Origin of the sequence: Streptomyces sp. NPDC018045 (genome assembly GCF_044327445.1) — a bacterium.
In the GTDB taxonomy this organism is placed as follows: domain Bacteria; phylum Actinomycetota; class Actinomycetes; order Streptomycetales; family Streptomycetaceae; genus Streptomyces.
The window spans coordinates 17,559-43,773 of the sequence record NZ_JBIRFL010000024.1 but is presented as its reverse complement, the minus strand read 5'-3'; the positions used below and the strand labels follow the sequence as shown (position 1 = coordinate 43,773).

General features: G+C 73.1%; 26 protein-coding genes. 14 read left to right on the top strand and 12 right to left on the bottom strand.

What is annotated here, in order from left to right; translation table 11 throughout:
• Nucleotides 1–4 precede the first annotated feature (4 nt).
• Together ACH4EB_RS31985 and ACH4EB_RS31980 are read right to left on the bottom strand one after the other, a co-directional pair.
• A complete protein-coding gene (locus tag ACH4EB_RS31985; protein ID WP_398351630.1) occupies nucleotides 5–238 on the bottom strand; it encodes a hypothetical protein in 234 nt (77 codons plus the stop codon).
• A 63-nt stretch (nucleotides 239–301) separates the two neighbouring features.
• A complete protein-coding gene (locus ACH4EB_RS31980; protein ID WP_398351628.1) occupies nucleotides 302–1,333 on the bottom strand; it encodes a DEDDh family exonuclease in 1,032 nt (343 codons plus the stop codon).
• 345 nt (nucleotides 1,334–1,678) lie between these two features.
• On the opposite strand from ACH4EB_RS31980, the gene ACH4EB_RS31975 reads away from it, so the two are divergent.
• The 4 genes from ACH4EB_RS31975 (at nucleotide 1,679) to ACH4EB_RS31960 (ending at nucleotide 6,131) form a co-directional block, all read left to right on the top strand.
• Nucleotides 1,679–2,752 carry a sterol desaturase family protein gene (locus tag ACH4EB_RS31975; protein WP_398351627.1) on the top strand — a complete coding sequence of 358 codons (1,074 nt, stop codon included), beginning with the start codon at nucleotides 1,679–1,681 and terminating at the stop codon, nucleotides 2,750–2,752.
• The gene (locus ACH4EB_RS31970) at nucleotides 2,749–3,456 is read left to right on the top strand and encodes a lysoplasmalogenase (RefSeq protein ID WP_398351626.1); all 708 of its coding nucleotides are present in this window, start codon (nucleotides 2,749–2,751) and stop codon (nucleotides 3,454–3,456) included. Before ACH4EB_RS31975 ends, ACH4EB_RS31970 begins: the two co-directional genes overlap by 4 nt.
• An 18-nt stretch (nucleotides 3,457–3,474) precedes the next feature.
• A complete protein-coding gene (locus ACH4EB_RS31965) occupies nucleotides 3,475–4,521 on the top strand; it encodes a zinc-dependent alcohol dehydrogenase family protein (protein ID WP_398351623.1) in 1,047 nt (348 codons plus the stop codon).
• Between the two features lie 62 nt (nucleotides 4,522–4,583).
• On the top strand, nucleotides 4,584–6,131 hold the full coding sequence (locus tag ACH4EB_RS31960) for a TIGR03086 family metal-binding protein (RefSeq protein WP_398351622.1): 1,548 nt from the start codon (nucleotides 4,584–4,586) through the stop codon (nucleotides 6,129–6,131).
• A gap of 69 nt (nucleotides 6,132–6,200) precedes the next feature.
• On the opposite strand, the gene ACH4EB_RS31955 is transcribed toward ACH4EB_RS31960, so the two are convergent.
• The gene (locus tag ACH4EB_RS31955; protein ID WP_398351621.1) at nucleotides 6,201–7,724 is read right to left on the bottom strand and encodes a S8 family peptidase; all 1,524 of its coding nucleotides are present in this window, start codon (nucleotides 7,722–7,724) and stop codon (nucleotides 6,201–6,203) included.
• Nucleotides 7,725–8,004: 280 nt separating this feature from the next.
• Entirely contained in the window at nucleotides 8,005–8,190 is a 186-nt protein-coding gene (locus tag ACH4EB_RS31950) for a hypothetical protein (protein WP_398351619.1), read from the bottom strand.
• Between the two features lie 181 nt (nucleotides 8,191–8,371).
• Here ACH4EB_RS31950 and ACH4EB_RS31945 point away from each other — a divergent pair, with 181 nt between their 5' ends.
• From ACH4EB_RS31945 to moaA, 3 genes are all read left to right on the top strand, one after another.
• Nucleotides 8,372–8,719 (top strand): DUF485 domain-containing protein, encoded by a 348-nt coding sequence (locus tag ACH4EB_RS31945; protein ID WP_398351617.1) that lies wholly within the window; start codon nucleotides 8,372–8,374, stop codon nucleotides 8,717–8,719.
• Nucleotides 8,716–10,380, top strand: a complete 1,665-nt coding sequence (locus ACH4EB_RS31940) for a cation acetate symporter (protein ID WP_398351615.1) — start codon at nucleotides 8,716–8,718, stop codon at nucleotides 10,378–10,380. The genes ACH4EB_RS31945 and ACH4EB_RS31940 overlap by 4 nt, the downstream gene beginning before the upstream one ends.
• A gap of 160 nt (nucleotides 10,381–10,540) precedes the next feature.
• Nucleotides 10,541–11,530 carry a GTP 3',8-cyclase MoaA gene (gene moaA / locus ACH4EB_RS31935; RefSeq protein WP_398351613.1) on the top strand — a complete coding sequence of 330 codons (990 nt, stop codon included), beginning with the start codon at nucleotides 10,541–10,543 and terminating at the stop codon, nucleotides 11,528–11,530.
• Between the two features lie 139 nt (nucleotides 11,531–11,669).
• On the opposite strand, the gene ACH4EB_RS31930 is transcribed toward moaA, so the two are convergent.
• Entirely contained in the window at nucleotides 11,670–11,933 is a 264-nt protein-coding gene (locus tag ACH4EB_RS31930) for a hypothetical protein (protein WP_398351725.1), read from the bottom strand.
• Nucleotides 11,934–12,213: 280 nt separating this feature from the next.
• Complete coding sequence (locus ACH4EB_RS31925; RefSeq protein ID WP_398351612.1) at nucleotides 12,214–12,588, bottom strand: DUF3099 domain-containing protein; 375 nt, start codon at nucleotides 12,586–12,588, stop codon at nucleotides 12,214–12,216.
• Between the two features lie 218 nt (nucleotides 12,589–12,806).
• On the opposite strand from ACH4EB_RS31925, the gene ACH4EB_RS31920 reads away from it, so the two are divergent.
• Nucleotides 12,807–13,085, top strand: a complete 279-nt coding sequence (locus ACH4EB_RS31920; protein ID WP_398351611.1) for a GlsB/YeaQ/YmgE family stress response membrane protein — start codon at nucleotides 12,807–12,809, stop codon at nucleotides 13,083–13,085.
• Between the two features lie 99 nt (nucleotides 13,086–13,184).
• Here ACH4EB_RS31920 and tyrS read toward each other — a convergent pair whose 3' ends face one another.
• From tyrS to ACH4EB_RS31905, 3 genes are all read right to left on the bottom strand, one after another.
• Nucleotides 13,185–14,588: a tyrosine--tRNA ligase gene (tyrS, locus tag ACH4EB_RS31915; protein ID WP_398351609.1), complete on the bottom strand. Its 1,404-nt coding sequence runs from the start codon at nucleotides 14,586–14,588 to the stop codon at nucleotides 13,185–13,187.
• Between the two features lie 186 nt (nucleotides 14,589–14,774).
• Entirely contained in the window at nucleotides 14,775–16,178 is a 1,404-nt protein-coding gene (locus ACH4EB_RS31910; RefSeq protein WP_398351608.1) for a metallopeptidase TldD-related protein, read from the bottom strand.
• On the bottom strand, nucleotides 16,175–17,755 hold the full coding sequence (locus ACH4EB_RS31905) for a TldD/PmbA family protein (RefSeq protein ID WP_398351606.1): 1,581 nt from the start codon (nucleotides 17,753–17,755) through the stop codon (nucleotides 16,175–16,177). The genes ACH4EB_RS31910 and ACH4EB_RS31905 overlap by 4 nt, the downstream gene beginning before the upstream one ends.
• 207 nt (nucleotides 17,756–17,962) lie before the next feature.
• Between ACH4EB_RS31905 and fabG the strand changes: the two genes are divergently transcribed.
• Nucleotides 17,963–18,667, top strand: coding sequence for a 3-oxoacyl-[acyl-carrier-protein] reductase (gene fabG, locus ACH4EB_RS31900; RefSeq protein WP_030021377.1), 705 nt, complete (start codon nucleotides 17,963–17,965; stop codon nucleotides 18,665–18,667).
• Nucleotides 18,668–18,672: 5 nt separating this feature from the next.
• A complete protein-coding gene (fabI, locus tag ACH4EB_RS31895) occupies nucleotides 18,673–19,449 on the top strand; it encodes an enoyl-ACP reductase FabI (protein ID WP_398351605.1) in 777 nt (258 codons plus the stop codon).
• A 98-nt stretch (nucleotides 19,450–19,547) separates the two neighbouring features.
• On the opposite strand, the gene ACH4EB_RS31890 is transcribed toward fabI, so the two are convergent.
• Nucleotides 19,548–20,231 carry a FadR/GntR family transcriptional regulator gene (locus tag ACH4EB_RS31890; protein WP_398351604.1) on the bottom strand — a complete coding sequence of 228 codons (684 nt, stop codon included), beginning with the start codon at nucleotides 20,229–20,231 and terminating at the stop codon, nucleotides 19,548–19,550.
• Nucleotides 20,232–20,363: 132 nt separating this feature from the next.
• Here ACH4EB_RS31890 and ACH4EB_RS31885 point away from each other — a divergent pair, with 132 nt between their 5' ends.
• From ACH4EB_RS31885 to ACH4EB_RS31870, 4 genes are all read left to right on the top strand, one after another.
• The gene (locus ACH4EB_RS31885) at nucleotides 20,364–21,680 is read left to right on the top strand and encodes a CynX/NimT family MFS transporter (RefSeq protein ID WP_398351602.1); all 1,317 of its coding nucleotides are present in this window, start codon (nucleotides 20,364–20,366) and stop codon (nucleotides 21,678–21,680) included.
• Nucleotides 21,681–21,684: 4 nt separating this feature from the next.
• Nucleotides 21,685–21,801, top strand: a complete 117-nt coding sequence (locus ACH4EB_RS31880) for an SGM_5486 family transporter-associated protein (RefSeq protein ID WP_275126387.1) — start codon at nucleotides 21,685–21,687, stop codon at nucleotides 21,799–21,801.
• 212 nt (nucleotides 21,802–22,013) lie between these two features.
• Nucleotides 22,014–22,223, top strand: a complete 210-nt coding sequence (locus ACH4EB_RS31875; protein ID WP_398351599.1) for a hypothetical protein — start codon at nucleotides 22,014–22,016, stop codon at nucleotides 22,221–22,223.
• A 97-nt stretch (nucleotides 22,224–22,320) separates the two neighbouring features.
• A complete protein-coding gene (locus ACH4EB_RS31870; protein ID WP_398351598.1) occupies nucleotides 22,321–22,839 on the top strand; it encodes a SixA phosphatase family protein in 519 nt (172 codons plus the stop codon).
• A 77-nt stretch (nucleotides 22,840–22,916) separates the two neighbouring features.
• On the opposite strand, the gene serB is transcribed toward ACH4EB_RS31870, so the two are convergent.
• A complete protein-coding gene (gene serB, locus ACH4EB_RS31865; RefSeq protein WP_398351597.1) occupies nucleotides 22,917–24,164 on the bottom strand; it encodes a phosphoserine phosphatase SerB in 1,248 nt (415 codons plus the stop codon).
• A gap of 68 nt (nucleotides 24,165–24,232) precedes the next feature.
• The gene (locus tag ACH4EB_RS31860) at nucleotides 24,233–26,080 is read right to left on the bottom strand and encodes a streptophobe family protein (protein ID WP_398351596.1); all 1,848 of its coding nucleotides are present in this window, start codon (nucleotides 26,078–26,080) and stop codon (nucleotides 24,233–24,235) included.
• Nucleotides 26,081–26,215 lie beyond the last annotated feature (135 nt).

Sequence of the window (26,215 nt, the reverse complement as noted above, 5' to 3'; positions counted from 1 at the left end):
CCGCTCAGACCCGGTCGACGATGCCCGCCTGCCCCTCCGCGCGGGCGCAGTGGGCGCCGCAGAACCAGCGCCCGGCGGCCTCCACGCCCTGGCCGATGATCTGGCACCGGCAGTGCTCGCAGATCGGCGCCATGCGGTGGATGGCGCAGGAGAAGCAGTCGAAGACGTGCACCGCGCCCTGCGCGTGCACCTCGAACGTCATGCCGTAGTCGTTTCCGCAGACCTCACAACGTGCCATGCGCCACAGGGTGCGGGTGGGGCGGGCGGCGGGGCGAGCCTGCCCCAGGCGTGTTGTGGGGCTTCACCCGGACGCAGGCGCCGGGGCCACGTCCTGGAGGAGCTGCATGAAGGCCGCCTCGTCGATCACCGGCGTGCCGAAGGAGGCGGCCTTGGCGGTCTTGGACGTCCGCGAGTCGGGGTCGTTGGTGACCAGCAGGCTGGTCAGCCGGGACACACTCGTGGCCACATGCAGGCCGGCCTCGACCGCGCGGTCCTCCAGCAGCTCACGGTCGACGGAGGTGTCGCCGGAGAACGCCACCCGCATCCCCTGCACCAGCGGGCCGCCCGGCTCGTACCGCCCCGGGTTCGGATACGGGCAGGCGGGCCGCTTGCGCGACGGGCGCCAGGTCGTCGGGCGGTAGGCGGCCGCGGCCGTCCGCTGCCGGGGCGCCGCCGGGCCGTCCGCCCACTCGGTGAGCGGCTGGCAGGCCAGCAGCGGCAGGCGCAGATTGGCCTGGGCGGCCAGCCGCAGACTGGGGCGGAACGCCTCCGCCAGCACCCGGGCGTCGTCGAGCGCGTGGTGGGCGCGCTGCTGGGTGACGCCGTAGTGCGCGGCGAGGGACTCCAGCTTGTGGTTGGGCAGCGGCAGCCGCAGCTCCTTGGAGAGCGCGATGGTGCACAGCCGCTGCCGTACGGGCGCCTCGGCCTCGGCGCGGGCGTACTCGCGGGCGATCATCGACCAGTCGAACATCGCGTTGTGGGCGACCAGGACGCGCCCTTCCAGCCGCTTCGACAGCTCGGGAACGATCTCCGGGAAGAGCGGCGCGGCGGAGAGCATGTCGCTCGTCAGACCGTGGATCCACACCGGTCCCGGGTCCCGCTCCGGGTTGACCAGGGTGTACCAGTGGTCCTCGATCTCGCCGTGGGTGTCGAGCCGGTACACGGCGGCGGAGACTATCCGGTCGTCGCGGGCCAGGCCGGTGGTCTCCACGTCGACGACCGCATATCCCTGGGGGTATGCGGCCGGCCAGGAGGCGGCCGCCTCCGGAGGGGACGGCTGCTGCCCGATCGCCGGGGTGATCGGGCGGGCTGCTGCCATACGGTCTTCGAGCATGGTCACTGAGGATACGGGCCCCCACTGACAGTGCCACCGCCCTCCCCGTGTCCTCCGGCGTCCCGGCGCCGCCCGTGACCGTACGGGCGGGCGCGGACGTGCGCGAACGGCACGCCGGGGGCAGTGCGTTGGGCCCCGAACGGGGGAAGCGGTCACGAGGTGGTGGGTGACCCTCTCCGGGGGTGCTCCGCTGCCGGGCCCTTCCTGTGGTGTTACGTCGCAAAGGTCCGGTTCGTGCGGGTGATGTGGACGGACCGGAATGCGCCCGTCGCTGACACTCCTTCTTACATACTTCTCGGTAACAACCCCTAGCGAGGGCCCCGTCGGCGCCTCTATGGTGCCGACATGCCGCACCTGCCCGATGTCGTGCTGTGGTCCGTGCCCGCTTTCGTCGTGCTCACCGTGGTGGAGATGGTGAGCTACCGCCTCCGTCCCGACGAGGACGCCGCCGGGTACGAGACCAAGGACGCGGCGACCAGCGTCGGTATGGGGCTGGGCAGCCTGGTCTTCGACGCGCTGTGGAAGATCCCGATCGTCGCCGTCTACTCGGCCGTCTACACCCTGACCCCGCTGCGGGTGCCCGTCCTGTGGTGGACGCTGCCGCTGATGCTGCTCGCACAGGACTTCTTCTACTACTGGTCGCACCGCGGACACCACGTCATCCGCATCCTGTGGGCGTGCCACGTCGTGCACCACTCCAGCGAGAAGTTCAACTTCACCACCGCGCTGCGCCAGCCCTGGACGACCTGGACCGTCTGGCCGTTCTACGTACCGATGATCGCGCTCGGCGTGCACCCGGCCGCGGTCGCGTTCTGCTCGTCGGCCAACCTCGTCTACCAGTTCTGGGTGCACACCGAGCGCGTCGGCCAACTGCCCGGGCCCTTCGAATACGTCCTGAACACGCCCTCGCACCACCGGGTGCACCACGCCTCGCAGGGCGGCTACCTGGACCGCAACTTCGGCGGCATCCTGATCGTTTGGGACCGGCTGTTCGGCTCGTTCGTACCGGAGACGGAGCGCCCGGTGTACGGGCTCACCAAGAACATCCACACCTTCAACCCGCTGCGGGTCGCCACCCACGAGTACGCGGCCATCGCACGGGACGTGCGGGCGGCGGGCAGTTGGAGCGAGCGGGCGGGGCGGGTGTTCCGGGGGCCGGGATGGCAGCCGGCAGGGCCGGGGAACGGGAGCGAGGGTACGACGCCGGCCCCGGCCGGGCCCGGGGAGGCGGCCGGGGCGTCCAGGAGCGCCGAGGCGCCCCCGCCCGGCGGGACGCCCGCAGCGGCCAAGACGTCCGAGGTGTCCCAGACATCCAAGGTCTCCAAAGCGGCCAAGGTGACCAAGACCACCAAGGCAGCCAAGACGGCCAAGGCAGCCAAGACGGCCAAGGCCGCTGCCGCGAAGGAGCCCGTCGCGTGACGACCGCCGCGCGCACCGCGCGCGCTTTGCTCGGCGCCTTCGCCGTGCTGACCGCCGTCCACCTCGGCGCGCTGCTCGCCGAAGCCACCACCGTCGTCCATCTGACCAAACCGGCCCTGATGCCGGTACTGGCCGGGTACGTGCTGGCCGCCGGCGCGCCCCGGCTGCTCGCCGTCGCACTGCTCCTCGGCTGCGGCGGCGACACCCTCCTCCAGACCGGAGACGACGGGCTGTTCCTCGTCGGCATGGGCTCCTTCGCCGCCGGACACGCGTGCTACCTGGTGCTCTTCGCCCGGCGCGGCGCCTTCCCGGGCGGACTCCGGCGCTCCGGACCGCTCGCCGCCGGCTACGCGGCCGCCTGGCTCGGCTTCGTCGCCCTGCTGTGGCCCGGCCTGGCGGCGGACATGCGGCTGCCGGTCGCCGCGTACAGCCTGCTGCTCGCCACGACGGCCTGCGCCGCCCTGCGGTTCGGGCCGCGGGCCGCGCTCGGCGGGCTGCTCTTCCTGCTCTCCGACGCGCTGCTCGCCACCGGTCTGGCCCATTGGCAGCAGCCGCCCGCCGCCCAGTTCTGGGTGATGCTGACCTATACGGCGGCCCAGTACGCGCTGGCCGACGGCGTACGGCGTACGTACGCGGCGCGCGAACGGACCGGGGGCGCCGGTACCACGCGGGCGTACGGTGAGGTGCGTAGTACCGCCGTCTGAAGTACAAGGAACGACCGTATGCGCGCCACCACCCTCCACGCACCCCGTGACATCCGCGTCGAGGAGGTGCCGGACGCCGCGATCAGGGAGCCGGGGGACGCGGTGGTGCGGGTGCTGCGGGCCTGCGTCTGCGGCAGCGACCTGTGGGCCTACCGCGGCGAGACGCCCCGCGAGTGCGGGCAGCGGATCGGCCACGAGTTCCTCGGCACGGTCGAGGAGACCGGCCCCGCGGTGGCCGGCGTCCGGCCCGGTGACCTCGTCGTCGCGCCCTTCACCTGGTCCGACGGCGTGTGCGAGTTCTGCGTCGAGGGCCTGACGACCTCCTGCGAGCACGGCGGTTTCTGGGGCGGCACACCCGGCTCCGACGGCGGCCAGGCCGAGGCGGTCCGTGTCCCGTACGCCGACGGCACCCTGGTCAAGCTGCCCGCCGACGCGGCCGGCGACGACCGGCTGCTGACCGCTTTGCTCTCGCTTTCCGACGTGCTCGGCACCGGCCACCACGCGGCGGTCGGCGCGGGCGTGCGGCCCGGCGCGACGGTCGCGGTCGTCGGTGACGGCGCGGTCGGCCTGTGCGGTGTGATCGCGGCCAGGCGGCTGGGCGCCGAGCGGATCATCGCGCTCGGCCGGCACACCGCCCGTACCGACCTGGCCCGCACCTTCGGCGCCACCGACGTGGTCGCCGAGCGCGGCGACGCGGCCGTGGCGGCGGTGCGCGAGCTGACCGGCGGCCGGGGCGCGCACGCCGTCATCGAGGCCGTCGGCACCGAGCAGTCCATGGCCACCGCCGTCGGCATCACCCGGCCCGGCGGCGCCGTCGGCTGGGTCGGCGTCCCGCACGGCAGTGGCAACGGCCTGGACATGGGGGCGCTGTTCCAGAACAACATCGCGGTACGCGGCGGTGTCGCCCCCGTCCGCACCTACATCCCCGAGCTGCTGCCCGACGTCCTGGACGGCACCGTCGACCCGTCGCCGGTCTTCGACCTGACCGTGGACCTGGACGGCGTCCCGGACGGCTACCGTGCGATGGACCAGCGCACCGCACTGAAGGCGCTGGTCAAGCCCTGACAACCAGGGAAGGCGGCCGCGGGCTTGAGTCTCCCTCCGGGGGAGACCCCACAGTGGACGGCATGCAAGAGGACGGCGGCGGCCTGCTGACGATCGGCGCGCTGGCCCGGCTCACCGGAGTCACGGTGAAGACGGTCCGGCGCTGGTCCGACGAGGGCCTGCTGCCGCCCGCCGCCCGCACCCCCGCGGGCTACCGGCTGTACGGCCCCGACGCCCCCGCCCGGTTGGAGATCGTGCGCACCCTGCGCGAACTCGGCATCGGGACCGCGGAGATCCGCGCCGTACTGTGCAGTGAACGCACCGTCGCCGACACGGCCGGGCACTGGGCCGACGCGCTGGACACGCAGATCCGCACCCTGCGGCTGCGGCGGGCCGTGCTGCGGGCAGTGGCCGCGCGGGGGACCGCAGCCGAGGAGCTACCGGACGTGCACCGACTGGCCCGCCTGACCGCCGCCGAACGGCGCCGCATCATCGAGGAGTTCGTCACCGACGCCCTAGAAGGGGTGGCCGCCCCCGTCTACCGTGCCGGTCTGCTGGCCGCGGCCCCCGACCTGCCCGAGGACCCGGCGCCCGGACAGCTCGGCGCCTGGCTCGACCTGGCCGGACACATCCAGCGCCCCGAAGTGCGGGCCGCGCTGCGGCGGCTGGCAGAGTACAGTGCCCGCACCGCTCCCGCCGTACCGTCCGCGACGGCCGCCGAGGACGCGGCACGCGTCGCCCACCTGATGCGCGAGCGCGGCGCGGCGGCTCTCGCGGCCGGTGTCGCCGCCGACTCGCCGGCGGCGGAGCCCGTCGTGGCCGAGCTGGTCGCCGCCTGGCTGCCGACCCAGGCCGGTACGCCCGACCCGCCCGAGCGGGACGGCGCCCGCGCGCGCCGCGGACTGCTGGAACAGCTCGATGCCGCCGCGGAACCGCACATCGAGCGGTACTGGCAGTTGATGTGCGCCGCCACCGGCCGCCCACGGCCCCCGCGTTGGGGCGCGGCGGGTGCCTGGACCGCCGCCGCGCTGCGCGCCCACCCCGAGCCCGGTCGCGGAGTCGTCCTGCCGCCCGCGCCGGACGCCCGACGGGCGCTGTATGTGTACGAGCGGGTGGCCGCGCACGTCACCGCGCTGGTCGACGGCGTACCGGGGGAGGCGCTGGCCGGGCCCACCCCGTGCGACGGCTGGACCGTACGGCGGCTGATCGGCCACATGACGTGGGAGAACCTGATGATCGCCTCGATCGCCCGGGACGCTCCCCGTACGGACCAGGACGCCGACCACCTGGGCGACGACCACGCCGCCGCCTTCCGGGCGTCGGTGGGCGAGGCGCTGACGGCCTTCACGCAGAGCGGGATGCCGGAGCGTACGTACGGTCCGTACGAGGCCCCCGGCGCGCTCTTCGTGCAGCAGGCCGCGGTCGAACTCCTCGCGCACGGCTGGGACCTGGCCCGCGCGCTCGGCGCGCCGGGCGACCTGGCTCCGGAGGTCGCCGAGGAGGTACTGGAAGCGGCCCGCGGCCTCTACGGGACGGCGCCGCGTACGCGGGGCGGTTCGTTCGCCCCGGAGCGGCCCGCACCGGCCGGGGCGAGCGGCGCCGACCGGCTCGCCGCCTACCTGGGCAGGTGAAACGGCGTGGGGGCCGGGCGGCACACCGCCCGGCCCCGGCCGCGGACCGTCACCGGTCCGTCGGCGGCGTCAGTCCTGGACCGCGTCCAGCGCGTCCACGATGCCGTAGCCGTAGTGGCCGTTGACGTGCTGCGTACCCGTGCACGTCTTGTCGGAGGCGGGGCAGCCCGGGTTGTCCGCCTGCATCTTCAGGAGCCACTGGATCTCCTGCGGGCTGGACTTCGGGTGGGTGCTCTTCAGCAGCGCCACGACACCGGCGACGTGCGGGCTGGCCATCGAGGTGCCCTGGAGGTAGCCGTAGTCACCGCCGGGCATGGTGGACAGGATGCCGCCGTTCTTGGCGGGCAGCTCCGGGACCTGGCGGGAGTCGCCGCCCGGCGCCGCCACGTCGATCACGCCGTTGCCGTAGTTCGAGTAGTACGACTTCAGGCTCTTGACGCCCGTCGCGGCGACCGTGACGGTGCCCGGAAGCTGGGTCGGCACGTCCCAGCACTTCTTCGGGTCGATGGTGCGCGAGACCGGCGTCGAGTCGTTCGGGCTGGAGGTGTCGGTCAGCTTCGCCGCCGCCAGGTCCAGGTTGGAGTTGCCGGCCGCGGCGACGTTCACCACGCCCTTGCCCTCGGCGTACTTCGCGGCCCGGCCGACGGCGTCCACGATGGCGCCCTGGTCCAGGTCGTCCTTGCAGTTGAACATCCACGGGTCGACGTAGTAGCTGTTGTTCGTCACCTTGGCGCCGTGGTCGGCCGCGAAGACGAAGGCGCACACCACGCTCTCGGCGTAGAACAGGCTCGTCCGGGGCTCGCTGACCTTGATGGCGGAGAGCTTCACGCCCGGCGCCACACCGGCCACGCCCACACCGTTGCGCGCGGCGGCGATGGTGCCCGCGACGTGCGTGCCGTGGTAGTCCTCGGCCGGGTCGTACGGGCGCCAGGCGCCGGGCGAGGTGTCCGGCACGCCGCCCACGCAGTTCGCGGACTGCTTGGGGGCGAAGTTGGCCTTCAGGTCCGGGTGGTTGTCGTCCACACCGGTGTCGATGACGGCGACGGTGACCTTCTTGCTGCCCTCGTCGACCTTCGCGGCCTGGTCCGCCTTGATGGCGGGGAGGTCCCACTGGAGGGGCTCCAGCGGCTCCTTGTCGTCGCCCGTGGCGTTGGCCACCCGGGCCGCCTTGGCCGCCTTGTCGGCGGTGAGCTTCTCGACCTTCTGGGGCTTGCCGACGTCCGTGGTGGCGGACGCCTTCAGCGGTGTCGTACGGGTGGCGCCGGCGGACTGCACGCCCGGCGCCTTGCGTATGGTCGCCGCGAACAGCGGGTTCGCCGAGTGGACGACGATCACGCCTATCTTCTCGTGGGCGACGACCACCTTGCCGCCGGCCGCCTTGACGGCCTTCGTGACCCGGCCGACCGATGCGTGGCCCGGCGTGGCGTTCACGACGTACGAGAGCTCCGGCCCGTCGGCGGTGACGGCGGCCGCCGGGGCCGCGTCCTGGGACGCGGCGGTGGCCGCGGCCGGCAGGAAGCCGAGGGAGGCCGTCAGAGCCAGACCGAGCGGTACGGCAAGCGCCCGCACCCGTCTGGATCGGGGATGCGCCATGGGTACTCCACATCATCCGTGAGACCGCCCGTACGCGGATTGCGCACGGACGGATGCATACCGCCGTCCGGGGGAATGGCCCCCACGCGCGGCAAGTCCCCGTGAAGTTATCCGTGTCGACCACGGAACATCAATGGATCAGGGAGAAAACCTGTCACAAGCCGCGGATTGATGCCCCGTCAGTCACAGCCGTCACGGCCGGGCCGCGGGGCCCCGTTCCGCCGGACCGCGGGCCCCTCGCCCTGCCGGGCCGGGGTGCCGCCGGGCCCGCGGCCCGGCCTCAGACCTGGCGTCGCAGCGCCGCCAGGCTCAGCGGCGGCAGCACCGGCCGGTGGCCGTACCAGCGCCCCGGCGCCGTCCGCACGGGCCGCCGCGGAGCCGCAGCCGCGGTGACGGGGGCGGCCAGCCGCACGGTTCCGTACGGGCGGCGGCCCGGCCCCGGGGGCTCGGTGTGCGGTGTGGACATCACACTCCGCCCAACGAACGGGCTTGGCCGCGGTGGCGGCCGGCACCCGTACTTCCTGCCGAATTCAACCAACCAGCCTCTGTCGCTTCGAAAGCCGCCCCTCTACGATGCGTGATCCGTATCACTTACGCACCCTTTATCGCCGGGCTCCGTCGTCCGCCCTACGCCACCAGGAGATTCCGTGAGCACCGCACCACCGCCCACCGACCCGGGGCCGCCCCGGCCGCCGGACTTCACCGAGGTCCAGGCGGGTCCTGAGTTCGGCGAACTGCGCCGCTCGTACCGCTCGTTCGCCTTTCCGCTCACCGTCGCCTTCATCCTCTGGTATCTGCTGTACGTGCTGCTCTCCAGTTACGCGGGCGGCTTCATGGGCACCAAGGTCTTCGGCAACGTCAACGTCGCCTTCGTGCTCGGCATCGCGCAGTTCGTGACCACCTTCCTCATCGCCTGGTGGTACGCCCGCCACGCCGCCGCGAAGCTGGATCCCAAGGCCGAGGCGATCAAGTCCCGCCTGGAGCGTGACGCATGAGCCCGACCGAGCGGATCACCACCGGCACGGGGCGGCTCGCCGACGGCGCGGCCCAGCTCGCCGTGGGCGGCGCGGGCGAGCACCGGGCGCTGATCATCACCCTGTTCGCGGTCTTCGTCGCCGCGACGCTGGGCATCACCGTCTGGGCCGGCCGGCAGACCAGGGGCGCCGAGGACTTCTATGCGGGCGGCCGCCAGTTCAGCGGCTTCCAGAACGGCCTGGCGATCTCCGGCGACTACATGTCCGCCGCGTCCTTCCTCGGCATCGCCGGCGCCATCGCCCTCTTCGGCTACGACGGCTTCCTGTACTCCATCGGCTTCCTCGTCGCCTGGCTCGTGGCGCTGCTGCTGGTGGCCGAACCGCTGCGCAACTCGGGCCGTTTCACCATGGGCGACGTGCTCGCGTACCGGATGCGCCAGCGCCCGGTACGCACCGCCGCCGGCACCTCGACGATCATCGTCTCGATCTTCTACCTGCTCGCCCAGATGGCGGGCGCGGGCGCCCTGGTGACGCTGCTGCTCGGTATCACCAGCGAGGCCGGCAAGATCCTCGTCGTCGTCCTGGTCGGCATCGTGATGATCCTGTACGTGTCCATCGGCGGCATGAAGGGGACCACCTGGGTCCAGATGGTCAAGGCCGTCCTGCTGATCGCGGGCACCCTGCTCATCACGTTCCTGGTGATGCTCAAGTTCAACTTCAACATCTCCACGCTGCTGGGCCGGGCCGCCGAGGAGAGCGGCAAGGGCGCCGCCTTCCTGGAGCCGGGGCTGAAGTACGGCGTCACCGCCACCTCGAAGATCGACTTCATCTCGCTGGGCATCGCGCTGGTCCTGGGCACCGCGGGCCTGCCGCACATCCTGATCCGCTTCTACACCGTGCCCACGGCCAAGGCCGCCCGGAAGTCCGTGAACTGGGCGATCGGCATCATCGGCGTCTTCTACCTGATGACCATCGCGCTGGGCTTCGGCGCCGCCGCCCTGATCAAGCCCGCCACGATCATCGCGTCCAACAAGGCGGGCAACACGGCCGCCCCGCTGCTCGCCCAGGAGATCGGCGGCGGCGCCGACTCCACCGGCGGCGCGATCCTGCTCGCGGTGATCTCCGCGGTGGCCTTCGCGACCATCCTCGCCGTCGTCGCCGGACTGACCCTCGCCTCGTCCTCGTCCTTCGCGCACGACCTGTACGTCAACGTCATCCGCAGGGGGCAGGCGACGGAGAAGGAGGAGGTGGGCGCGGCCCGCTGGGCGACCGTGGGCATCGGCGCCGTCGCCATCGTCCTCGGCGTCTTCGCACGCGGCCTGAACGTCGCCGGCCTGGTGGCCCTCGCCTTCGCCGTCGCGGCCTCCGCCAACCTCCCGACGATCCTCTACAGCCTGTTCTGGAAGCGGTTCACCACCCAGGGCGCGCTGTGGTCCATCTACGGCGGCCTGGCCTCCTCGGTGCTGCTGGTGCTCTTCTCGCCGGTCGTCTCCGGCAAGCCGACCTCGATGTTCCCCGGCGTGGACTTCCACTTCTTCCCGCTGGAGAACCCGGGCCTGATCTCCATCCCGCTGGGCTTCCTGCTGGGCTGGCTGGGCTCGCTGCTGTCCAAGGAGGAGCCGGACGTCAAGAAGTACGCCGAGCTGGAGGTCCGCTCCCTGACCGGCACCGGGGCACACTGACCGCGAACGCTTCGGACGTCCCTGCCGACGGCGGGCGGGGCGGCGTCGTAGATCCCTACGACGCCGCCCCGCCCGCCTCGTGATTTCTCACCCGTGCTCGTTGTCAGACCCATCGCGTAGGCTCGAAAGCGAAATGATCGGACTCGGGCAGGGGGCCCCAGTGCTCATCGACACATACGGTCGCGTGGCCACCGACCTGCGCGTCTCGCTGACCGACCGGTGCAACCTGCGCTGCACCTACTGCATGCCGGAGGAGGGCCTGCAGTGGCTCGCCAAGCCCGATCTGCTCACCGACGACGAGATCGTCCGCCTCATCCGCATCGCCGTGACCGGTCTGGGCATCGAGGAGGTCCGCTTCACGGGCGGTGAGCCGCTGCTGCGCCCCGGCCTCGTCGGCATCGTGGAGCGGGTCGCCGCTCTGGAGAACCGCCCGCGGATGTCGCTGACCACCAACGGCATCGGTCTGGAGCGCACGGCCGCCGCCCTGCGCGCCGCCGGTCTGGACCGCGTCAACGTCTCGCTCGACACGCTGCGCCCGGACGTCTTCCGGACCATGACCCGCCGCAAGCGCCACGACGACGTGCTGCGCGGCCTGGAGGCGGCCCGCGCCGCCGGGCTCACCCCGGTCAAGGTCAACAGCGTCCTGATGCCGGGTCTCAACGACGACGAGGCCCCCGACCTGCTGGCCTGGGCCATCGCCCATGACTACGAGCTGCGCTTCATCGAGCAGATGCCGCTCGACGCCCAGCACGGCTGGAAGCGCGAGGGCATGATCACCGCCGGCGACATCCTCGCCTCGCTGCGCACCCGCTTCACGCTGACCCCCGAGGGCCGGGAGGAGCGCGGTTCGGCGCCCGCCGAGCGCTGGACCGTGGACGGCGGCCCGCACCGCGTCGGCGTCATCGCCTCCGTCACCCGCCCGTTCTGCCGCGCCTGCGACCGTACGCGCCTGACCGCCGACGGCCAGGTCCGTACGTGCCTGTTCGCCACCGAGGAGACGGACCTGCGGGCGGCCCTGCGCTCGGACGCCCCGGATGCGGAGATCGCCCACATATGGAAGCAGGCGATGTGGGGCAAGAAGGCCGGCTCGGGCCTGGACGACCCGGCTTTCCTCCAGCCGGAGCGCCCGATGTCGGCGATCGGCGGGTAGCCGAGGCGGCGGGCCGGGGTGGCGGCGGACCGAGATGGCGGTGGGCCGCGGTGGGACCGCGGCCGTCCGAGGTGGGGGCGCGGCCGTCCGGCGGCCGTCAGCCGGTGCCTTCCGCCAGAGGCCGGACCAATGGCGGCGGTCAGCCGTCGGCCGGGCGGTCCGCGGCGGCCTGCTCCCACGCCTCCAGCGTGACGACGTCCTTCAGGAAACCGCGCAACTCAAGGAAGTTGGACAGGTGTTCGCGGTGCTCCTCGCAGGCGAGCCAGGTCTTGCGGCGCTCCGGGGTGTGCAGCTTCGGGTTGTTCCAGGCCAGCACCCACACCGCGTCGGCGCGGCAGCCCTTGGCCGAGCAGACCGGCGTATCGGCCGCGGGTTCCGGCGCCCCGCCGGCCGGGCCGCGCAGGCCGGGAAGGCCCGGCAGGCCCGGGAAGCGCGGGGGTGCGGCGTCGCCGGAGGAGTCGGAATTCGGGGCGTCAGGGGAGTTCACGGCCTCAACCCTACGTCGCCGCCGGAGCGGACATGGCGACGCCGGGCAGCCACGGGGGGAGCCGCCCGGCGTCGGTCCGTCGCTCCGACGGGGGATGCGGAGCGCGTACGCAGTATGTCACGCGGGAGTGGGCCGGGTGCACCGGAACCGCATGATTGATCTGAGCTTTTCTTGAGCTTTGCGTATCACGGCCGGCTCAACTCCGCTCCTGCCGCGGCTCGTCCGCTTCCGGCCCGGTCGCTTCCGGGACCGGTTCCGCCGGGCCCGCGGTGCTCCCGGGGCCCAGCATCGGCCGGGTGGGCGCCGGTATGAAAGTGGACGGCAGTGAACGTACGTTCTCCCGCCCCGCGTTGGCGATGACGACCGCGACGTACGGCAGGAGAATGCCCAGCGCCAGGGTGGCGATGGCCACGTGACGCTCGATGTTCCAGAGCACGGCGGTGAGCACGACGGCCACCGTCCGCACCGACATCGAGATCACATAGCGCCGCTGCCGGCCCCGCACATCCTCGGTCAGCCCCTGCCGCGCTCCCGTGATCCGGAAGGCCTGGGCGCCGGTCTGCTTCCGCATCACGTTCCACCACCTGCTTGTCGTGCCGGATACTCCCCGGTTCCGCACCGATCCCACGTTACGCCGCGCCTGCGCCGCCTTCGAGACCGGGGCGCGATACGCCGGGGCCGGGTCCGCACCGCCGCCCCGCGTACGGCCCGCTCCGGCGTGCGGCGTAGCCCGTCCGGGGCGAAACTGGCTGGGCACGCTCATGTGCGCGCGCCGCATTAGGAGGCGACATGACTTGGTTGTGGGCAATCATCGTCGGTCTTGTGCTGGGTCTGATCGCCAAGGCGATCCTCCCGGGCAAGCAGCAGATCCCCCTGTGGCTGACCGTGGTCTTCGGCATGCTCGGCAGCGTCCTGGGCAACTGGCTGGCCACCGGCATCGGGGTGAACGACACCAAGGGCATCGACTGGACGCGGCACCTGCTGCAACTGGTCGGCGCGGTCGTGGTGGTCGCCATCGGCGACCGGCTCTGGGCGGCCGTACGCGGCCACGGGAGGGAGCGGACCTGACGGGCCCCCGGTACGCGGAACGGCCGGTGCGCACGGGATGCGCACCGGCCGTCGCCGTGCGGGGGGCGGGGAGCCCGCCCCTCCCCCGCACGGACGCGTTCAGCGGTTGTCGAGCTGCGCCAGCTTGCGGCCGGCCTTCAGGTAGGCCGTACCTGAGGCACCGGCCAGCTTCTCCGCCAGCACCTCGCCCAGCGGCCGGATCGCCTCGCCCTCGGCGAGCACCAGCGTCCGCTGGCCCTCCTCGGCCTCCACGACCAGGCGCAGCGCGTTCTGCTTGGCCAGCCGCCGGGCCGCCGAGGCGCTCGGCGTGAACTCCAGCACCTGCGTCAGGACCGTGGCGACCGTCTCCGCGCCGTGCGCGGCGACGTCCACCACCGGCAGGGTGCTGACGTCGGCGAAGGACTTCTTGGAGAACTGCGCCACGAACCCGGCGCGCGCGGCCATCGCCGCCTCCAGGCCGTACAGCGCCGTCACGACCTCGCCCGCCAGGACCTTCTTCAGGTCCATCGGGTGCAGGCTGCGGTCCGCGACGCGGGCCAGGGCGACCGCGATCTCGTCGTCGGTCCACTCCGTCCACGCCTTCAGGTACGGCTCCATCAGCCGGTCCGGCACCGACATGATCTTGCCGAAGACATCGTCGGCGGGCGCGCTCAGCCCGACGTAATTGCCCTTGGACTTGGACATCTTGGCGCCGGTGCCGTCGGTGCCCTCGATCAGCGGCATCGTGACGACCAACTGCGGCCGCTGCCCGCGCAGCTCCATGAGCTTGCGGCCCATCTGGAGGTTGAGGAGCTGGTCGGCGCCGCCCAGCTCCACGTCGCACTCCAGCGCCACCGAGTCCAGCCCCTGCGCGATGGGGTACAGCAGCTCGGTCATGGTCAGGCCGGAGCCCGCGGCGAGGCGGTTCCTGAAGTCCTCGCGCTGGAGAAGCTGCGAGACCGGCACCTGGGACAGCAGGCCCAGCAGCTCGGGGAAGGTGTACGGCGCCAGCCACTCGCTGTTCTGCCGGAAGCTGACCTTCTCGAAGTCGAAGAACGGCCGGACCTGCTCGCGGTAGCTGGTCAGGTTGGCGGCGATGTCCTCGTCGGTCAGCGGCGGGCGCTCGGCGGTACGGCCCGACGGGTCGCCGATCTTGGCGGTGAAGTCGCCGATGATCAGCGTCACGTCGTGCCCGAGCCGCTGGAACCGGCTCAGGATGATCAGCGGCACCGCGTGCCCGAGGTGGACATCGGTGGCCGTCGGGTCGATGCCCAGCTTGATGTGCAGGCCCCGGCCCGCGGCGCGGCGCTCCTCGATCCGCTCGGCGAGCTGGTCCACGCCCGGCAGCACCTCGACGGTACGGGAGGCGATCAGCTCGGCCTGCTCCTTGGCGGGCAGGTCCGTCAGGTCGAGATAGCGCCGCTCGCCCGTCTCCTTGAGCAGCTCCGCGACGGTGGCGTCGGCGGAGAGGTCTGCGGAGAGCAGCGAGCTGGCGCGGGCGACGGATTCGCCGAGGCGTGTCATGGCGTTCCTGATCGGTCGGTGTTCCCGTACGGGAGGACGAGGGGAGAGTCTATTAGAGCCGGTGACCGAAGCCCGGCGGGCGCCCACCAGCACCCGGCCCACCGGCCTCACGCCCGGGCCCCGATCACCGGCCTCACGCCCGGGCCCCCGATCACCGGCCCTCGCGTCGGCCCCCCCCCGCCCACCTCACACCCCCGGGCTCACCGAACTCATGTTGAAGTCCGGGACCCGCAGGGGCGGCATCGCCGCGCGGGTGAAGTAGTCGCTCCACTCCCGGGGCAGCGTGCGCTCCGTACGGCCCGTCTCCACCGCCCGCGCCAGCAGGTCCACCGGCGACTCGTTGAAGCGGAAGTTGTTCACCTCGCCGACCACCTCGCCGTTCTCGACCAGGTAGACGCCGTCCCGGGTCAGGCCGGTGAGCAGCAGCGTCGCCGGGTCCACCTCGCGGATGTACCACAGGCAGGTCAGCAGCAGCCCCCGCCCGGTGTCCGCCGCCATCTCCTCCAGGGACCGGGTGCCGCCGCCCTCCAGGATCAGGTTGTCCACGCCCGGCGCCACCGGCAGCCCGGTCAGCCCGGCACTGTGCCGGGTGGTCACCAGCCGCCGCAGCTCGCCGTCGCGGACCCAGTCGGTCGGCTCCAGCGGCAGCCCGTTGTCGAAGACGGATGCGTCGTCGCCGGAGGAGTGGGCCAGGACGAAGGGCGCGCACTCCAGGCCGGGGGCGCCCGGGTCGCTGCGCAGCGTCAGCGGCAGCTCCGCGAGCCGCGATCCGACGAGGGTGCTGCCGCCGGGCCGGGAGAAGACCGTACGGCCCTCCACGGCGTCCCGGGCCGCCGCCGACCACTGCTGGTAGACGAGCAGGTCGGCGACGGCGGTCGGCGGCAGCAGCGTCTCGTACCGCCCGGCCGGCAGCCCGACGCGCCGCTCGGCCCAGCCGAGCCGGGTGGCCAGCTCCGCGTCCATGGCCAGCGGGTCCGCGTCACGGAAGTCACGGGTGGACAGGCCCGCCCAGGCGGACCGGGCGCGGTCCGGGGACTTGGCGTTCAGCTCCAGCGTCCCGGTGGGCTGGTCGTGCCGCAGCCGCAGCCCGGTGGAGGAGCCGAGGTAGGACGAGACGACCTCGTGGTACGCGAAGCCGTACAGCTCGCGGCCGCCGTCCCCGGCCCGTTTGAACGATTCGCCCAGGGCCGGTGCGAAGGTGTCGAAGACCGCGGAGGACGTCTCGGCGGGGGCGTCGGTGAAGTGCGGCGACGGCCCGGCACCGGACACCAGCGGCGCGGCATCCTCGGCGGGCCCGGCCGCCCGCGCGGCCGCCTCCGCCTCCCGCACCAGCGGCTCCAGGTCGGCGGCGGTCACCGCGGACCGGGTGACCACACCCGACGCCGTGCCCTGCGCGCCGTCCACCGTCGCGACCACCGTCAGCGACCGGCCGCGGGTGACCCCGTTCGTGGTCAGCGCGTTGCCCGCCCAGCGCAGATTGGCGCTGGACCGCTCCTCGGCGATGACCACGCAGCCGTCGGCCCGGGACAGCTCCAGGACCCGCTCGACGATCTCGTGGGGCGCGGTGCTCCCCGGCCTACGGCTGCTCATCGCCCCGCCTCCCGTGCCGTGTTCAAGATACTGACGCCGGCGAACATCGCCGACGGACACCCGTGCGACACCGCCGCGATCTGCCCCGGCTGCGCCTTCCCGCAGTTGAACGCCCCTCCGAGGACGTACGTTTCCGGTCCTCCGACGGCCTCCATCGACCCCCAGAACTCCGTGGTGCTTCCCTGATAGGCGACATCCCGGAGCTGCCCGCGAAGCCGCCCGTTCCGGATGAGGTAGGCCCTCTGCTGGGTGAACTGGAAGTTGTACCGCTGCATGTCGATCGACCAGGAGCGGTCGCCGACGACGTAGATGCCGTGTTCGACGCCGGAGATCAGGTCGTCGGTGGACGGCCCGTGCGGCGCGGGTCGCAGGGAGACGTTCGCCATCCGCTGGACGGGGACGTGGGCGGGGGAATCGGCGTACGCGCAGCCGTTGGAGCGGGCGAAGCCGGTGAGTTTCGCGATGCGGCGGTCGAGCTGGTAGCCGACCAGGGTGCCGTCCTTGATCAGGTCCCAGGACTGCGCCGCCACGCCCTCGTCGTCGTAACCGATGGTCGCCAGGCCGTGCTCGGCGGTGCGGTCGCCGGTCACGTTCATCGCCTCGGAGCCGTACGCCAGCTTCCCGAGCTGGTCGAAGGTGGCGAAGGAGGTGCCCGCGTAGGCCGCTTCGTAGCCCAGGGCCCGGTCCAGCTCGGTGGCGTGCCCGATCGACTCGTGGATGGTCAGCCACAGGTTGGACGGGTCCACGACCAGGTCGTAGCGGCCGGGCTCGACGCCCGGTGCGCGCAGTTTCTCGGCGAGGTGTTCCGGCATCCGGTCCAGCTCGGCGTCCCAGTCGTAGCGGCCGTCGGTCAGGTACTCCCAGCCGCGGCCCACCGGCGGCGCCAGGGTGCGCATCGAGTCGAACTCACCGCTTGCCGGCTCCACCGCAACCGCTGTGAGCTGCGGGAACAGCCGGACCCGCTGCTGGGTGGTGCCGGTGCCCGCCGTGTCCGCGTAGAACTTGTTCTCCTGGACGGTCAGCAGCGAGGCATCCGCGTGCGCCACGCCCGGCGCGGCCAGCAGCCGGGCGCTCCACTCGGCCAGCAGCCCGGTCTTGTCCGCGTCCGGTACGTCGAACGGGTTGATCTCGTACGAGGAGATCCAGGTGCGGTCCGGGTACGCGGGCTCGTCCGCCAGCTCCACCCGCCCGCCCGTCGCCCCCCACGGCGGTGCGCCGGACGCGCCGCGCGCGGGCGTGTCCGGCGCGGCCGCCGCGATGACCTTGGCGGACAGCTTCGCCATCGCCACCGCCTGCCCGGCCACCCGCGCGGCGGCGTCCATCGTCAGGTCCACGCCGGACGCGAACCCCCAGGCCCCGTCGTGCACCACGCGCACCGCGTAGCCCAGGTCCGTGGTGTCGGACGCTTCCGACGGCCTGGCGTCCCGCAGCCGCCAGGACGCGCTGCGCAGCCGCTCCAGGCGGAAGTCCGCATGAGTGGCGCCCAGCGCGCGGGCCCGTGCCAGCGCGGCGTCGGCCAGCGCGTGGAGCGGCAGCGCGAGGAAGGTCTCGTCGATGGAACGAGGTGTGGCAGGCAAGGCGTCCTCCCGTGGTCGGCGCCATGAATCATGCCCTGCCCCGGAGGCCCGGCCCACCCCGCAGGGCAACCGTACGGCGGCGTCTTCTGTAGGGACCCGACAGTGACCGGCGTGCGCGCCTGTCCGGGCTCGATTCTCCGTACGAGGCCGGTGACCGATAGTTTCGTAGCGAACGCAGGTCGGACAGGACACGGAAAGGGTGATCTCTTGAGCCGCTCGGTTCTGGTCACCGGAGGCAACCGCGGCATTGGCCTCGCCATCGCCCGGGCCTTCGCCGAGGCAGGCGACAAGGTCGCCATCACCTACCGCTCGGGGGAGCCTCCCGAGGGATTTTTGGCCGTGAAGTGCGACATCACGGACGCCGAGCAGGTCGAGCAGGCCTACAAGGAGATCGAGGAGAAGCACGGCGCGGTCGAGGTGCTGGTGGCCAACGCCGGCGTCACCCGCGACCAGCTCCTCATGCGGATGTCGGAGGAGGACTTCACCTCGGTCCTCGACACCAACCTCACCGGCACCTTCCGGGTGGTCAAGCGCGCCAACCGCGGGATGCTGCGGGCGCGCAAGGGCCGCGTCGTGCTGATCTCGTCCGTGGTGGGCCTGCTCGGCTCCGCGGGCCAGGCCAACTACGCCGCCTCCAAGGCCGGGCTGGTGGGCTTCGCCCGCTCCCTCGCCCGTGAGCTGGGCAGCCGTAACATCACCGTCAACGTGGTCGCGCCCGGTTTCGTCGACACCGACATGACCCGCGCGCTCAGCGACGAGCAGCGGGAGGGCATCGTCAAGCAGGTGCCGCTGGCGCGTTACGCGCAGCCCGAGGAGATCGCCGCCTCGGTCCGCTTCCTGGCCTCCGACGAGGCCGCGTACATCACCGGAGCCGTCATTCCCGTCGACGGCGGATTGGGCATGGGTCACTGATCAGCATGAGTGGAATCCTCGCAGGCAAGCGCATTCTGGTCACCGGGGTCCTCACGGACGCCTCGATCGCCTTCCACGTCGCCAGGCTGGCGCAGGAGGAGGGTGCCGAGGTCGTGCTGACCGGATTCGGCCGGCTCTCCCTCGTCGAGCGCATCGCCAAGCGGCTGCCGAAGCCCGCTCCGGTCATCGAGCTGGACGTGCAGAACAAGGAGCACCTGGCCGGTCTGGCCGCCAAGGTCACCGAGCACTTCGGTGACGAGCAGCTCGACGGTGTGGTGCACTCCATCGGGTTCGCTCCGCAGGACGCCCTGGGCGGCAACTTCCTGAACACCGAGTGGGAGTCGGTCGCGACGGCCGTCGAGGTGTCGGCGTTCTCCCTCAAGGCCCTGACCATGGCGCTGCTCCCGCTGCTGGAGAAGCGCGGCGGCTCGGTCGTCGGCATGGACTTCGACGCGCAGATGGCCTGGCCGAAGTACGACTGGATGGGCGTGTCCAAGGCGGCGCTGGAGGCCACGTCCCGCTACCTCGCCCGCGACCTGGGCTCGAAGAACATCCGCTGCAACCTGGTCTCGGCGGGTCCGATCAAGTCGATGGCCGCCCGCTCCATCCCCGGTTTCGAGGAGCTGACGGACGTGTGGTCCACCCGCGCCCCGATCGGCTGGGACCTGACCGACCCGGAGCCGGCCGGCCGCGGTGTCGTCGCCCTGCTCTCCGACTGGTTCCCCAAGACCACCGGCGAGATCGTCCACGTCGACGGCGGCGTGCACATGATGGGTGCCTGACGCCCGTAAGCGCTGACACCGCTGCCCGTCCCGGTCCGCCGGGGCGGGCAGCGCGCGTCGTACGGGGCGGGTCGTACCGTACGGGTACGGGTACGGGGTCAGCCGCGGGCCCGGGCGCCGAGCCGGCAGCCGAAGGGGTGCGCGCTCGCCTCGGCCGCGGCGCGTTCGTCGTCGCCCGCGCGGATCGCCGCCACCAGCCGCGCGTGGTCCACGTGCGCCTCGGGCCGCAGGACGTCACCCACGTCGGCGCGGAGGAACTCCCGGAGTACGCCGCCGAGGTCGGCGTACAGTTCGGCCAGCACCTCGTTGTGCGACGCCGCGACGACCGCCATGTGCAGTGTCGCGTCGGCCTCCACGAACGCCGTCGCGGCGCCGGACTCCCAGGCCCGTTCGCGCCGTTCCAGCGCGGCGTCGAGCTGCCGCAGGTCCTGGTCGCCGCGGCGCCGGGCGGCCAGCCGGGCCGCCGCCGCTTCCAGCGCGCTGCGCAGTTCCGCCACGTGTTCGGGGTCGGCGTCCGCGAAGCGGCGGTTCATCACCCCGGCCAGTTCGCTGGTCGCCGCCACGTAGGTGCCCGAGCCCTGGCGGATGTCCAGCAGGCCGTTGTGCGCCAGCGCCCGTACGGCCTCGCGGACGGTGTTGCGGGCCACCCCGAGCTGTTCGACCAGTTCGGGCTCGGTCGGGATGCGGGAGCCCACCGGCCATTCACCGGAGGTGATCTGCGCCCGTAGCTGGGCGATCACCTGGTCCGCCAGCGCGGAGCGACGGGGCGAGGTCAGTGGCATGTCAGCGCTCCAGTGGGGTGGGGGGCCGAAGCCCGTCGGTGGGCACCGCGTGAGAATAGCGAGCCCGCCGGGACCGGGAAGCGGCCGGGGAACCTGGACAAACATTCATCCCATGATTCTATGATGAGTGCCATGCCAGACGACTCCCTCGCGACACTCGGCCCCGACGCCGGGCCCCCCGGCGCACCGCCGGAGCAGCACCCGACCGCACCCGCCGCGGCCACGGAACCGGACCGTGCCCCGGCCGCCGGCCGGGCGCTGCCGCTCCTGATGGTCGCCGGCCTCGTCCTGGCCGCCCTCAACCTCCGCCCGGCCATCACCAGCCTCGGCCCGCTCATGGAAGAGGTACGGTCCGGCCTGGGCATGAGCGCGGCCGTCGCCGGGCTGCTCACCTCCGTACCGGCCCTGTGCTTCGCGGTCTTCGGCACCGCCGCCCCACGGCTGGCCCGTCGCTGGGGCCCCGGCGCGGTCGTCTGCGCCGGGATGGCCGCGATCGCCATCGGTGTCACCGTACGGCCCTACACGGGCAGCACCGCCGGCTTCCTCGCCGCCACCGCGCTGGCCCTCGCGGGCATCGCGGTCAGCAACGTCCTGCTGCCGGTGGTCATCAAGACCTGGTTCCCGGACCGCGTCGGCCCGCTGACCGGCCTGTACTCGATGGCGCTCGCCCTGGGCACCTCACTCGCCGCCGCGCTGACCGTGCCCGTCACCGCCGCGCTCAGCGGGAGCTGGCAGTCCGGCCTCGCGGTGTGGGCGGTGCTCGCCGTCCTCGCCGTCGTGCCCTGGCTGACGGTCGTCCGCGGCCGCCGGGGCGCGGACGGGGCCGCCGCCCGGCAGGCCGCCGCACCGGCCGCCACGCTGCGGGTCGGCACGTCGCCGACCGCCTGGGCGCTGGCCGTCTTCTTCGGCCTCCAGGCCACCGCCGCGTACATCACCATGGGCTGGATGCCGCAGATCTTCCGCGACGCCGGGGTCCCGGCGGGCACCGCCGGCGTCCTGCTCGCCGTCACCATGGCGATGGGCGTTCCGCTGTCCTTCGTGCTGCCCCGGGTGGCCGCCCGGATGCGCAACCAGGGGCCGCTGGCCGTCGGGCTCGGTGTGTGCGGACTGGCCGGCTACACCGGGCTGTGGCTGGCCCCGGCCTCCGGCGCCTGGGCCTGGGCGCTGCTCCTCGGCATCTCCAACTGCTCCTTCCCGCTGGCCCTGACGATGATCGGGATGCGCTCGCGCAGCGCCGAGGGGGTCGTACGGCTGTCCGCCTTCGTCCAGTGCGTCGGCTACCTCATCTCCATCCCCGGGCCGCTCCTGGTGGCCACGCTCTACCAGCACAGCGGTGGCTGGGGGCTGCCCATCGCGCTGATGGCCGGGCTGATGGTGCCCCAGATGGCGGTCGGGATGCTGGCGGGCCGGGACCGCCGGATGGAGGACGAGGCCAAGGTGCGACACTGAAGCCATGCCAGTGCTCGAACCGAATCCGCCGGGCGGACAGAAGAAGCTGCTCATCGTCCTGGGCGCGATGCTCGCCGTGACCGCCGTCATCGCCGTCATCGCGAGCCTCGCCTCCCCCTGACGCGCCGCGGCCGCCGCCCCTACGGCGTCCCCGCGCGGGGGTGGGGACAGCCCCACCGTCCCCTAGGGGGCCAGGGTCAGGGGCGAGTGGGTGGCATACCGGATGGGAACGGCCCCCGGGGGCCCGTAGGTTCGAGGGACACCGTGCCGCTGCGGTGGGCGCGGCCGCACCACGCGGCCGCGTCGTCCCCGCCGTCGTCCCGGAGGCCACCGATGTCCGCCGTCTCCAGCAGGCCGTCCGCCCCCCGCGGCCCGGGCGTGCGCACGGGCCCGCCGTGGTGGGCCGTGACCCTCGCCGTCGTCTCCTTCGTCGTGCTGCTCGCCGTCATGACGGCCCCGTCCCCGGCGCACGCGGTGAGCGCGTCCCAGGGCCTGGCGCCGGTGCTCGAATTCCTCGCCCGCCTCGTCGGCCTCGGGGGCTGAGGCCGGTGACGACGGCGTACGGGAAGAGCGTTCACCCTGCGGAGGGAGCGCCTCAACACCTCGCGCCCCGCGCTGCGTTTCGTGCGAAGCTGGACACATGAGCGCCGAAACACCTCGCCGGATTGTCCTGCTTCGCCATGCCAAGGCCGACTGGTCGGAGGAGAGCGACCATGAGCGACCCCTCGCGGAGCGAGGCCGTAAGGACGCCCCGGTCGCCGGCCACTGGCTGGCCGGAGCCGGGATCACCCCCGACCTGACCCTGTGCTCGACCGCCGCGCGGACGCGCGAGACCTGGAAGCTCGTCGTGGGCGAGCTGCCGCAGCGGCCCCGGACCGTCTATGAGGAGCGGCTGTACGAAGCCTCCCTCGGCGAACTGATCGCGTTGCTGAACGAGACCTCGGACGACGTCAGCGACCTGCTGCTGGTCGGTCACAACCCCGGGATGCACGCGCTCGCCGACGCCCTGGCGGGCGAGTCCGAGGGCGACCTGCTCCCCCGGATGAACCGCAGCGGCTTCCCGACCTCCTCGATCGCCGTGCTGACCTTCACCGGCTCCTGGAAGACGGTCGAGCACGGCGTCGGCCGCCTGAGCGCCTTCTGGTCGCCGCACGCATGATCCGGTGACCCGGTCACACCGTACGAACGAGGGCTCCGGCACCGTGTGCGCCGGAGCCCTCCCGCGTACCCGGGTGCTCAGTCGTCGTGCGTGTCCGCCGCCTCGACCTCTTCGCGGGTGATGCCCAGCAGGTAGAGCACGGTGTCCAGGAACGGCACGTTCACGGCCGTGTGCGCGGCCTGGCGCACCAGCGGCTTGGCGTTGAAGGCGACGCCCAGGCCCGCCGCGTTCAGCATGTCCAGGTCGTTGGCGCCGTCACCGATCGCTACGGTCTGCGCGAGCGGTACGCCGGCCTCGTGCGCGAAGCGGCGCAGCAGCCGGGCCTTGCCCGCCCGGTCCACGATCTCGCCGGTCACCTTGCCGGTGAGCTTGCCGTCCACGATCTCCAGCGTGTTGGCGGACGCGAAGTCCAGCCCCAGCTCCTCCTGGAGCGCGTCGGTGACCTGGGTGAACCCGCCCGAGACGACCCCGACTTGGTAACCGAGGTGCTTGAGGGTGCGGACGAGCGTCCGCGCGCCGGGCGTGAGCCGCACCTCCTTGCGCACCAGCTCCACCACCCCCGCGTCGAGCCCTTTCAGCAGCGCGACGCGGGCGTGCAGCGACTCCTCGAAGTCCAGCTCGCCGCGCATCGCCGCCGCGGTGACCGCGGCGACCTCCTTCTCGCAGCCCGCGTGCGCCGCGAACAGCTCGATGACCTCGTCCTGGATGAGGGTGGAGTCGACGTCCATGACGACCAGCCGCTGCGCACGGCGCTGGAGACCGGAGGAGACCACCGCGACGTCCACGCCGAGGGCTGCCGCCTCTATGGCCAGCGTGGTGCGCAGGGTGTCCGTGGCGGTGCCGGAGACCGCGAACTCCACGGCGGTGACGGGGTACTTGGCGAGCCGGAAGATACGGTCGATGTTGGCGCCGGTGCCGGTGATCGCGGCGGCGATGGCGGCGGTGGACTCCGCGGTGAGCGGGTGGCCGAGCACGGTCACGTGGGAGCGGCCGACGCCGCGCGGCCGGTTGTCACCGGTGCCGGAGATGATCTCGGCCTGGAGGTTCAGTGACTCCGCCCAACTGTGCACGGTGGCCCGCAGGTCACCCTCGGTGGCACCGGACGAGCCGCCGGCCGGGACGGGGGAGGTGACCAGGACGCACAGCACGATGCGGCCCCGGGTGACCACCTGCTCGATGTCGACGACGTCGACGGAGTAGGCGGCGAGGGTGTCGAAGAGCCCGGCGGTGATGCCGGGCCGGTCCTTGCCGAAGATCTTGACGAGAAGGGTCGGTACGTCGTCGCCCGGTACGGCGGTGGCAGGCGGGGTCTGCGATGCGCTCATGGTGCTCTTACGGTAACCGGCCCGCGCCGGCGCCCGTACAGGTGTCCGTGGTACGGACGGTTCCCTGCTCAGCGCCCTTCTCCCGGCCGCCCGCCCTGGGCGGGCGGGGGGTGCTCCGGGGGCCGGCGCCGGCCTTGGTCACGCGAAGGCCGCTCCGGGGGCGGGCGCCGGTCCTGATCGCGCGGGGGCTGTTCGGGTGGTGGCGGCCAGGTCTGGGTCTCCGGGGGCGGCCCCGGGGGAGGAGCCGGCCAGTTCGGCGGACGCGGCGGCCGTCCCGCCGGGGGGCCGGGCGGCTCCGCCCCCTGCGGCGGGCGCAGGTACGGGTTCGTGCCGGCGTGCGGCGGCCGGTGGGCGGGGGAGGGGGTGTACGGGCCGGGCCGGTAGGCGGCGTCGGGGTAGTCCCGGGAGCCGGGGCGTCCGTACTCCTGCGGATGGGCCGAGTGGGCCGTACGGGCGTCCAACGCCCCGCCGGACTCCCGTACGGCCGCCGGCGGCGGTTCCGTGCGGCCGGGCAGCCGTACCGCCCGCCGCCCGGCGGCCCCGGTGGCGCACGCCAGCAGCCCGCCCACCAGGCCCGCCGCCGCGCCCCACGCGGCCCCCAGCGCGAAGGCCGCCGGTATGCTCCCGCGCAGCTCCAGCCCCGCGCCGAAGGCGTCGAACCCGAAGACGGACAGGCTCGCGTTCGCCGAGACACCGGTCAGACGCACCAGCAGCGGCAGCGCCAGCGCCGTCAGCGCGCCCAGCCCCGCCCCGCACCGCAGCACGAACGGCAGCGTCCGGGCGCCGTCCCGCGGCGTACGGACCGCCGTGAGCACGCCCGCGAGCAGCATCAACAGCGCGGCGGCCACCGGCAGCAGCCAGACCCGCCCGTCCAGCTCGGCGAGTCGCCCGACGGTGAGCTGCGCCGCGTTCCGGCCGTCGAGCAGCCGGTCCACGGGGTCGGGCAGGAAGCGGGTGAGCACACCGGAGGCACTGCCGTGCCAGGGGACGAAGAGGCCCAGCGGAATCCCGAGCCACCCGCCGTTCGGGGCGGCCAGCAGCGCCGCGCCCAGCACCCGCCGCGGGTGGGCGTCGCCGACGCCCGCGTACCCGGCTGCCGCCAGGCCCGCGGCCACCGCCACCAGTGCCACCGTGACCAGCGCCGACGCCGCGGGCCGCACGACGCGGTGGGCCGCCTCCAGCGCACGGGGCAGCGGCGCCCGCCGGGCCGCCAGCACCGCGACGGCCAGCACACCCAGCACCCACAGGGCGCCGCCGACGAGGGAGGCACCGGTGTTCACCGCGAACCCGACGGACGCCTCGGCGCCGATGAGATCGGCGATCCGCTCCGGCAGCCCGCCGCTGCCGCCGCCGTCACCGATCCCGAGGTCACCCAGCCCGTCCCGCAGCCGGTCGAGCAGCCCGCCGTCGCCGCTGCCGCCCGACGAGTCCCCGCCCCCGACGAGCCCGCCCAGCCCGGCCGGCGCCTTGCCGTCGATCGTCACGGAGCCGTGCCCGGCCCAGGCCAGGAAGGCCAGCAACGCGACGAACAGCCCCGCCGACGCCCCGGCCCTGGCGGCCAGTTCGCCCCACCCGAGAGTGGCGCCGGCCCGGCGCAGCGAGCGGGCGAACACCCACCCCAGCACCAGGGCGCCCACCAGACTCACGCCCAACGGGGCGATGTCGACGGCGGATCGGGCCGCCTGCCCCTCCAGCCCGAAGGCGCTCACCTCACCCGACGGCGTCACCGAGCCGCCCACCGCCAGCACCACCGCCGCGGCCGTCAGCGGCCCGAGCGACGCCGCCGAGTCGGCCCCGAGCAGATGCAGCCCCAGCGCGGCCACCCCGGCCATCGCCAGGAAGGCCCAGCTCACCGCGGCGACGGCGGACAGCGCCACATCGCCCCAGGGGTTCCGTACGGTCCTCGCGGCGGTCATCGACAGCCCCTTCCGAGCCGGGTCGTCCCGAACGCGCGAGATGCCATGATCCGTACGCATCCGTGGGCGCTCACCACTCTCCGTGGGCCTTTCGCCGTCGTCAACGCGGGCGGCTCATGACCTTGTCAGGCCCCT

Coding starts and splice junctions, on each gene's coding strand:
- fabI (WP_398351605.1), top strand. CDS start 18,673: ATGAGTGGAATCCTCGCAGGCAAGCGCATTCTGGTCACCGGGGTCCTC.
- ACH4EB_RS31955 (WP_398351621.1), bottom strand. CDS start 7,724: ATGGCGCATCCCCGATCCAGACGGGTGCGGGCGCTTGCCGTACCGCTC.
- ACH4EB_RS31920 (WP_398351611.1), top strand. CDS start 12,807: ATGACTTGGTTGTGGGCAATCATCGTCGGTCTTGTGCTGGGTCTGATC.
- tyrS (WP_398351609.1), bottom strand. CDS start 14,588: ATGACACGCCTCGGCGAATCCGTCGCCCGCGCCAGCTCGCTGCTCTCC.
- ACH4EB_RS31910 (WP_398351608.1), bottom strand. CDS start 16,178: ATGAGCAGCCGTAGGCCGGGGAGCACCGCGCCCCACGAGATCGTCGAG.
- ACH4EB_RS31960 (WP_398351622.1), top strand. CDS start 4,584: ATGCAAGAGGACGGCGGCGGCCTGCTGACGATCGGCGCGCTGGCCCGG.
- ACH4EB_RS31975 (WP_398351627.1), top strand. CDS start 1,679: ATGCCGCACCTGCCCGATGTCGTGCTGTGGTCCGTGCCCGCTTTCGTC.
- ACH4EB_RS31965 (WP_398351623.1), top strand. CDS start 3,475: ATGCGCGCCACCACCCTCCACGCACCCCGTGACATCCGCGTCGAGGAG.
- ACH4EB_RS31980 (WP_398351628.1), bottom strand. CDS start 1,333: ATGCTCGAAGACCGTATGGCAGCAGCCCGCCCGATCACCCCGGCGATC.
- ACH4EB_RS31875 (WP_398351599.1), top strand. CDS start 22,014: ATGTCCGCCGTCTCCAGCAGGCCGTCCGCCCCCCGCGGCCCGGGCGTG.
- ACH4EB_RS31985 (WP_398351630.1), bottom strand. CDS start 238: ATGGCACGTTGTGAGGTCTGCGGAAACGACTACGGCATGACGTTCGAG.
- ACH4EB_RS31880 (WP_275126387.1), top strand. CDS start 21,685: ATGCCAGTGCTCGAACCGAATCCGCCGGGCGGACAGAAGAAGCTGCTC.
- ACH4EB_RS31870 (WP_398351598.1), top strand. CDS start 22,321: ATGAGCGCCGAAACACCTCGCCGGATTGTCCTGCTTCGCCATGCCAAG.
- serB (WP_398351597.1), bottom strand. CDS start 24,164: ATGAGCGCATCGCAGACCCCGCCTGCCACCGCCGTACCGGGCGACGAC.
- ACH4EB_RS31950 (WP_398351619.1), bottom strand. CDS start 8,190: ATGTCCACACCGCACACCGAGCCCCCGGGGCCGGGCCGCCGCCCGTAC.
- ACH4EB_RS31890 (WP_398351604.1), bottom strand. CDS start 20,231: ATGCCACTGACCTCGCCCCGTCGCTCCGCGCTGGCGGACCAGGTGATC.
- ACH4EB_RS31925 (WP_398351612.1), bottom strand. CDS start 12,588: ATGCGGAAGCAGACCGGCGCCCAGGCCTTCCGGATCACGGGAGCGCGG.
- ACH4EB_RS31885 (WP_398351602.1), top strand. CDS start 20,364: ATGCCAGACGACTCCCTCGCGACACTCGGCCCCGACGCCGGGCCCCCC.
- ACH4EB_RS31860 (WP_398351596.1), bottom strand. CDS start 26,080: ATGACCGCCGCGAGGACCGTACGGAACCCCTGGGGCGATGTGGCGCTG.
- ACH4EB_RS31940 (WP_398351615.1), top strand. CDS start 8,716: ATGAGCCCGACCGAGCGGATCACCACCGGCACGGGGCGGCTCGCCGAC.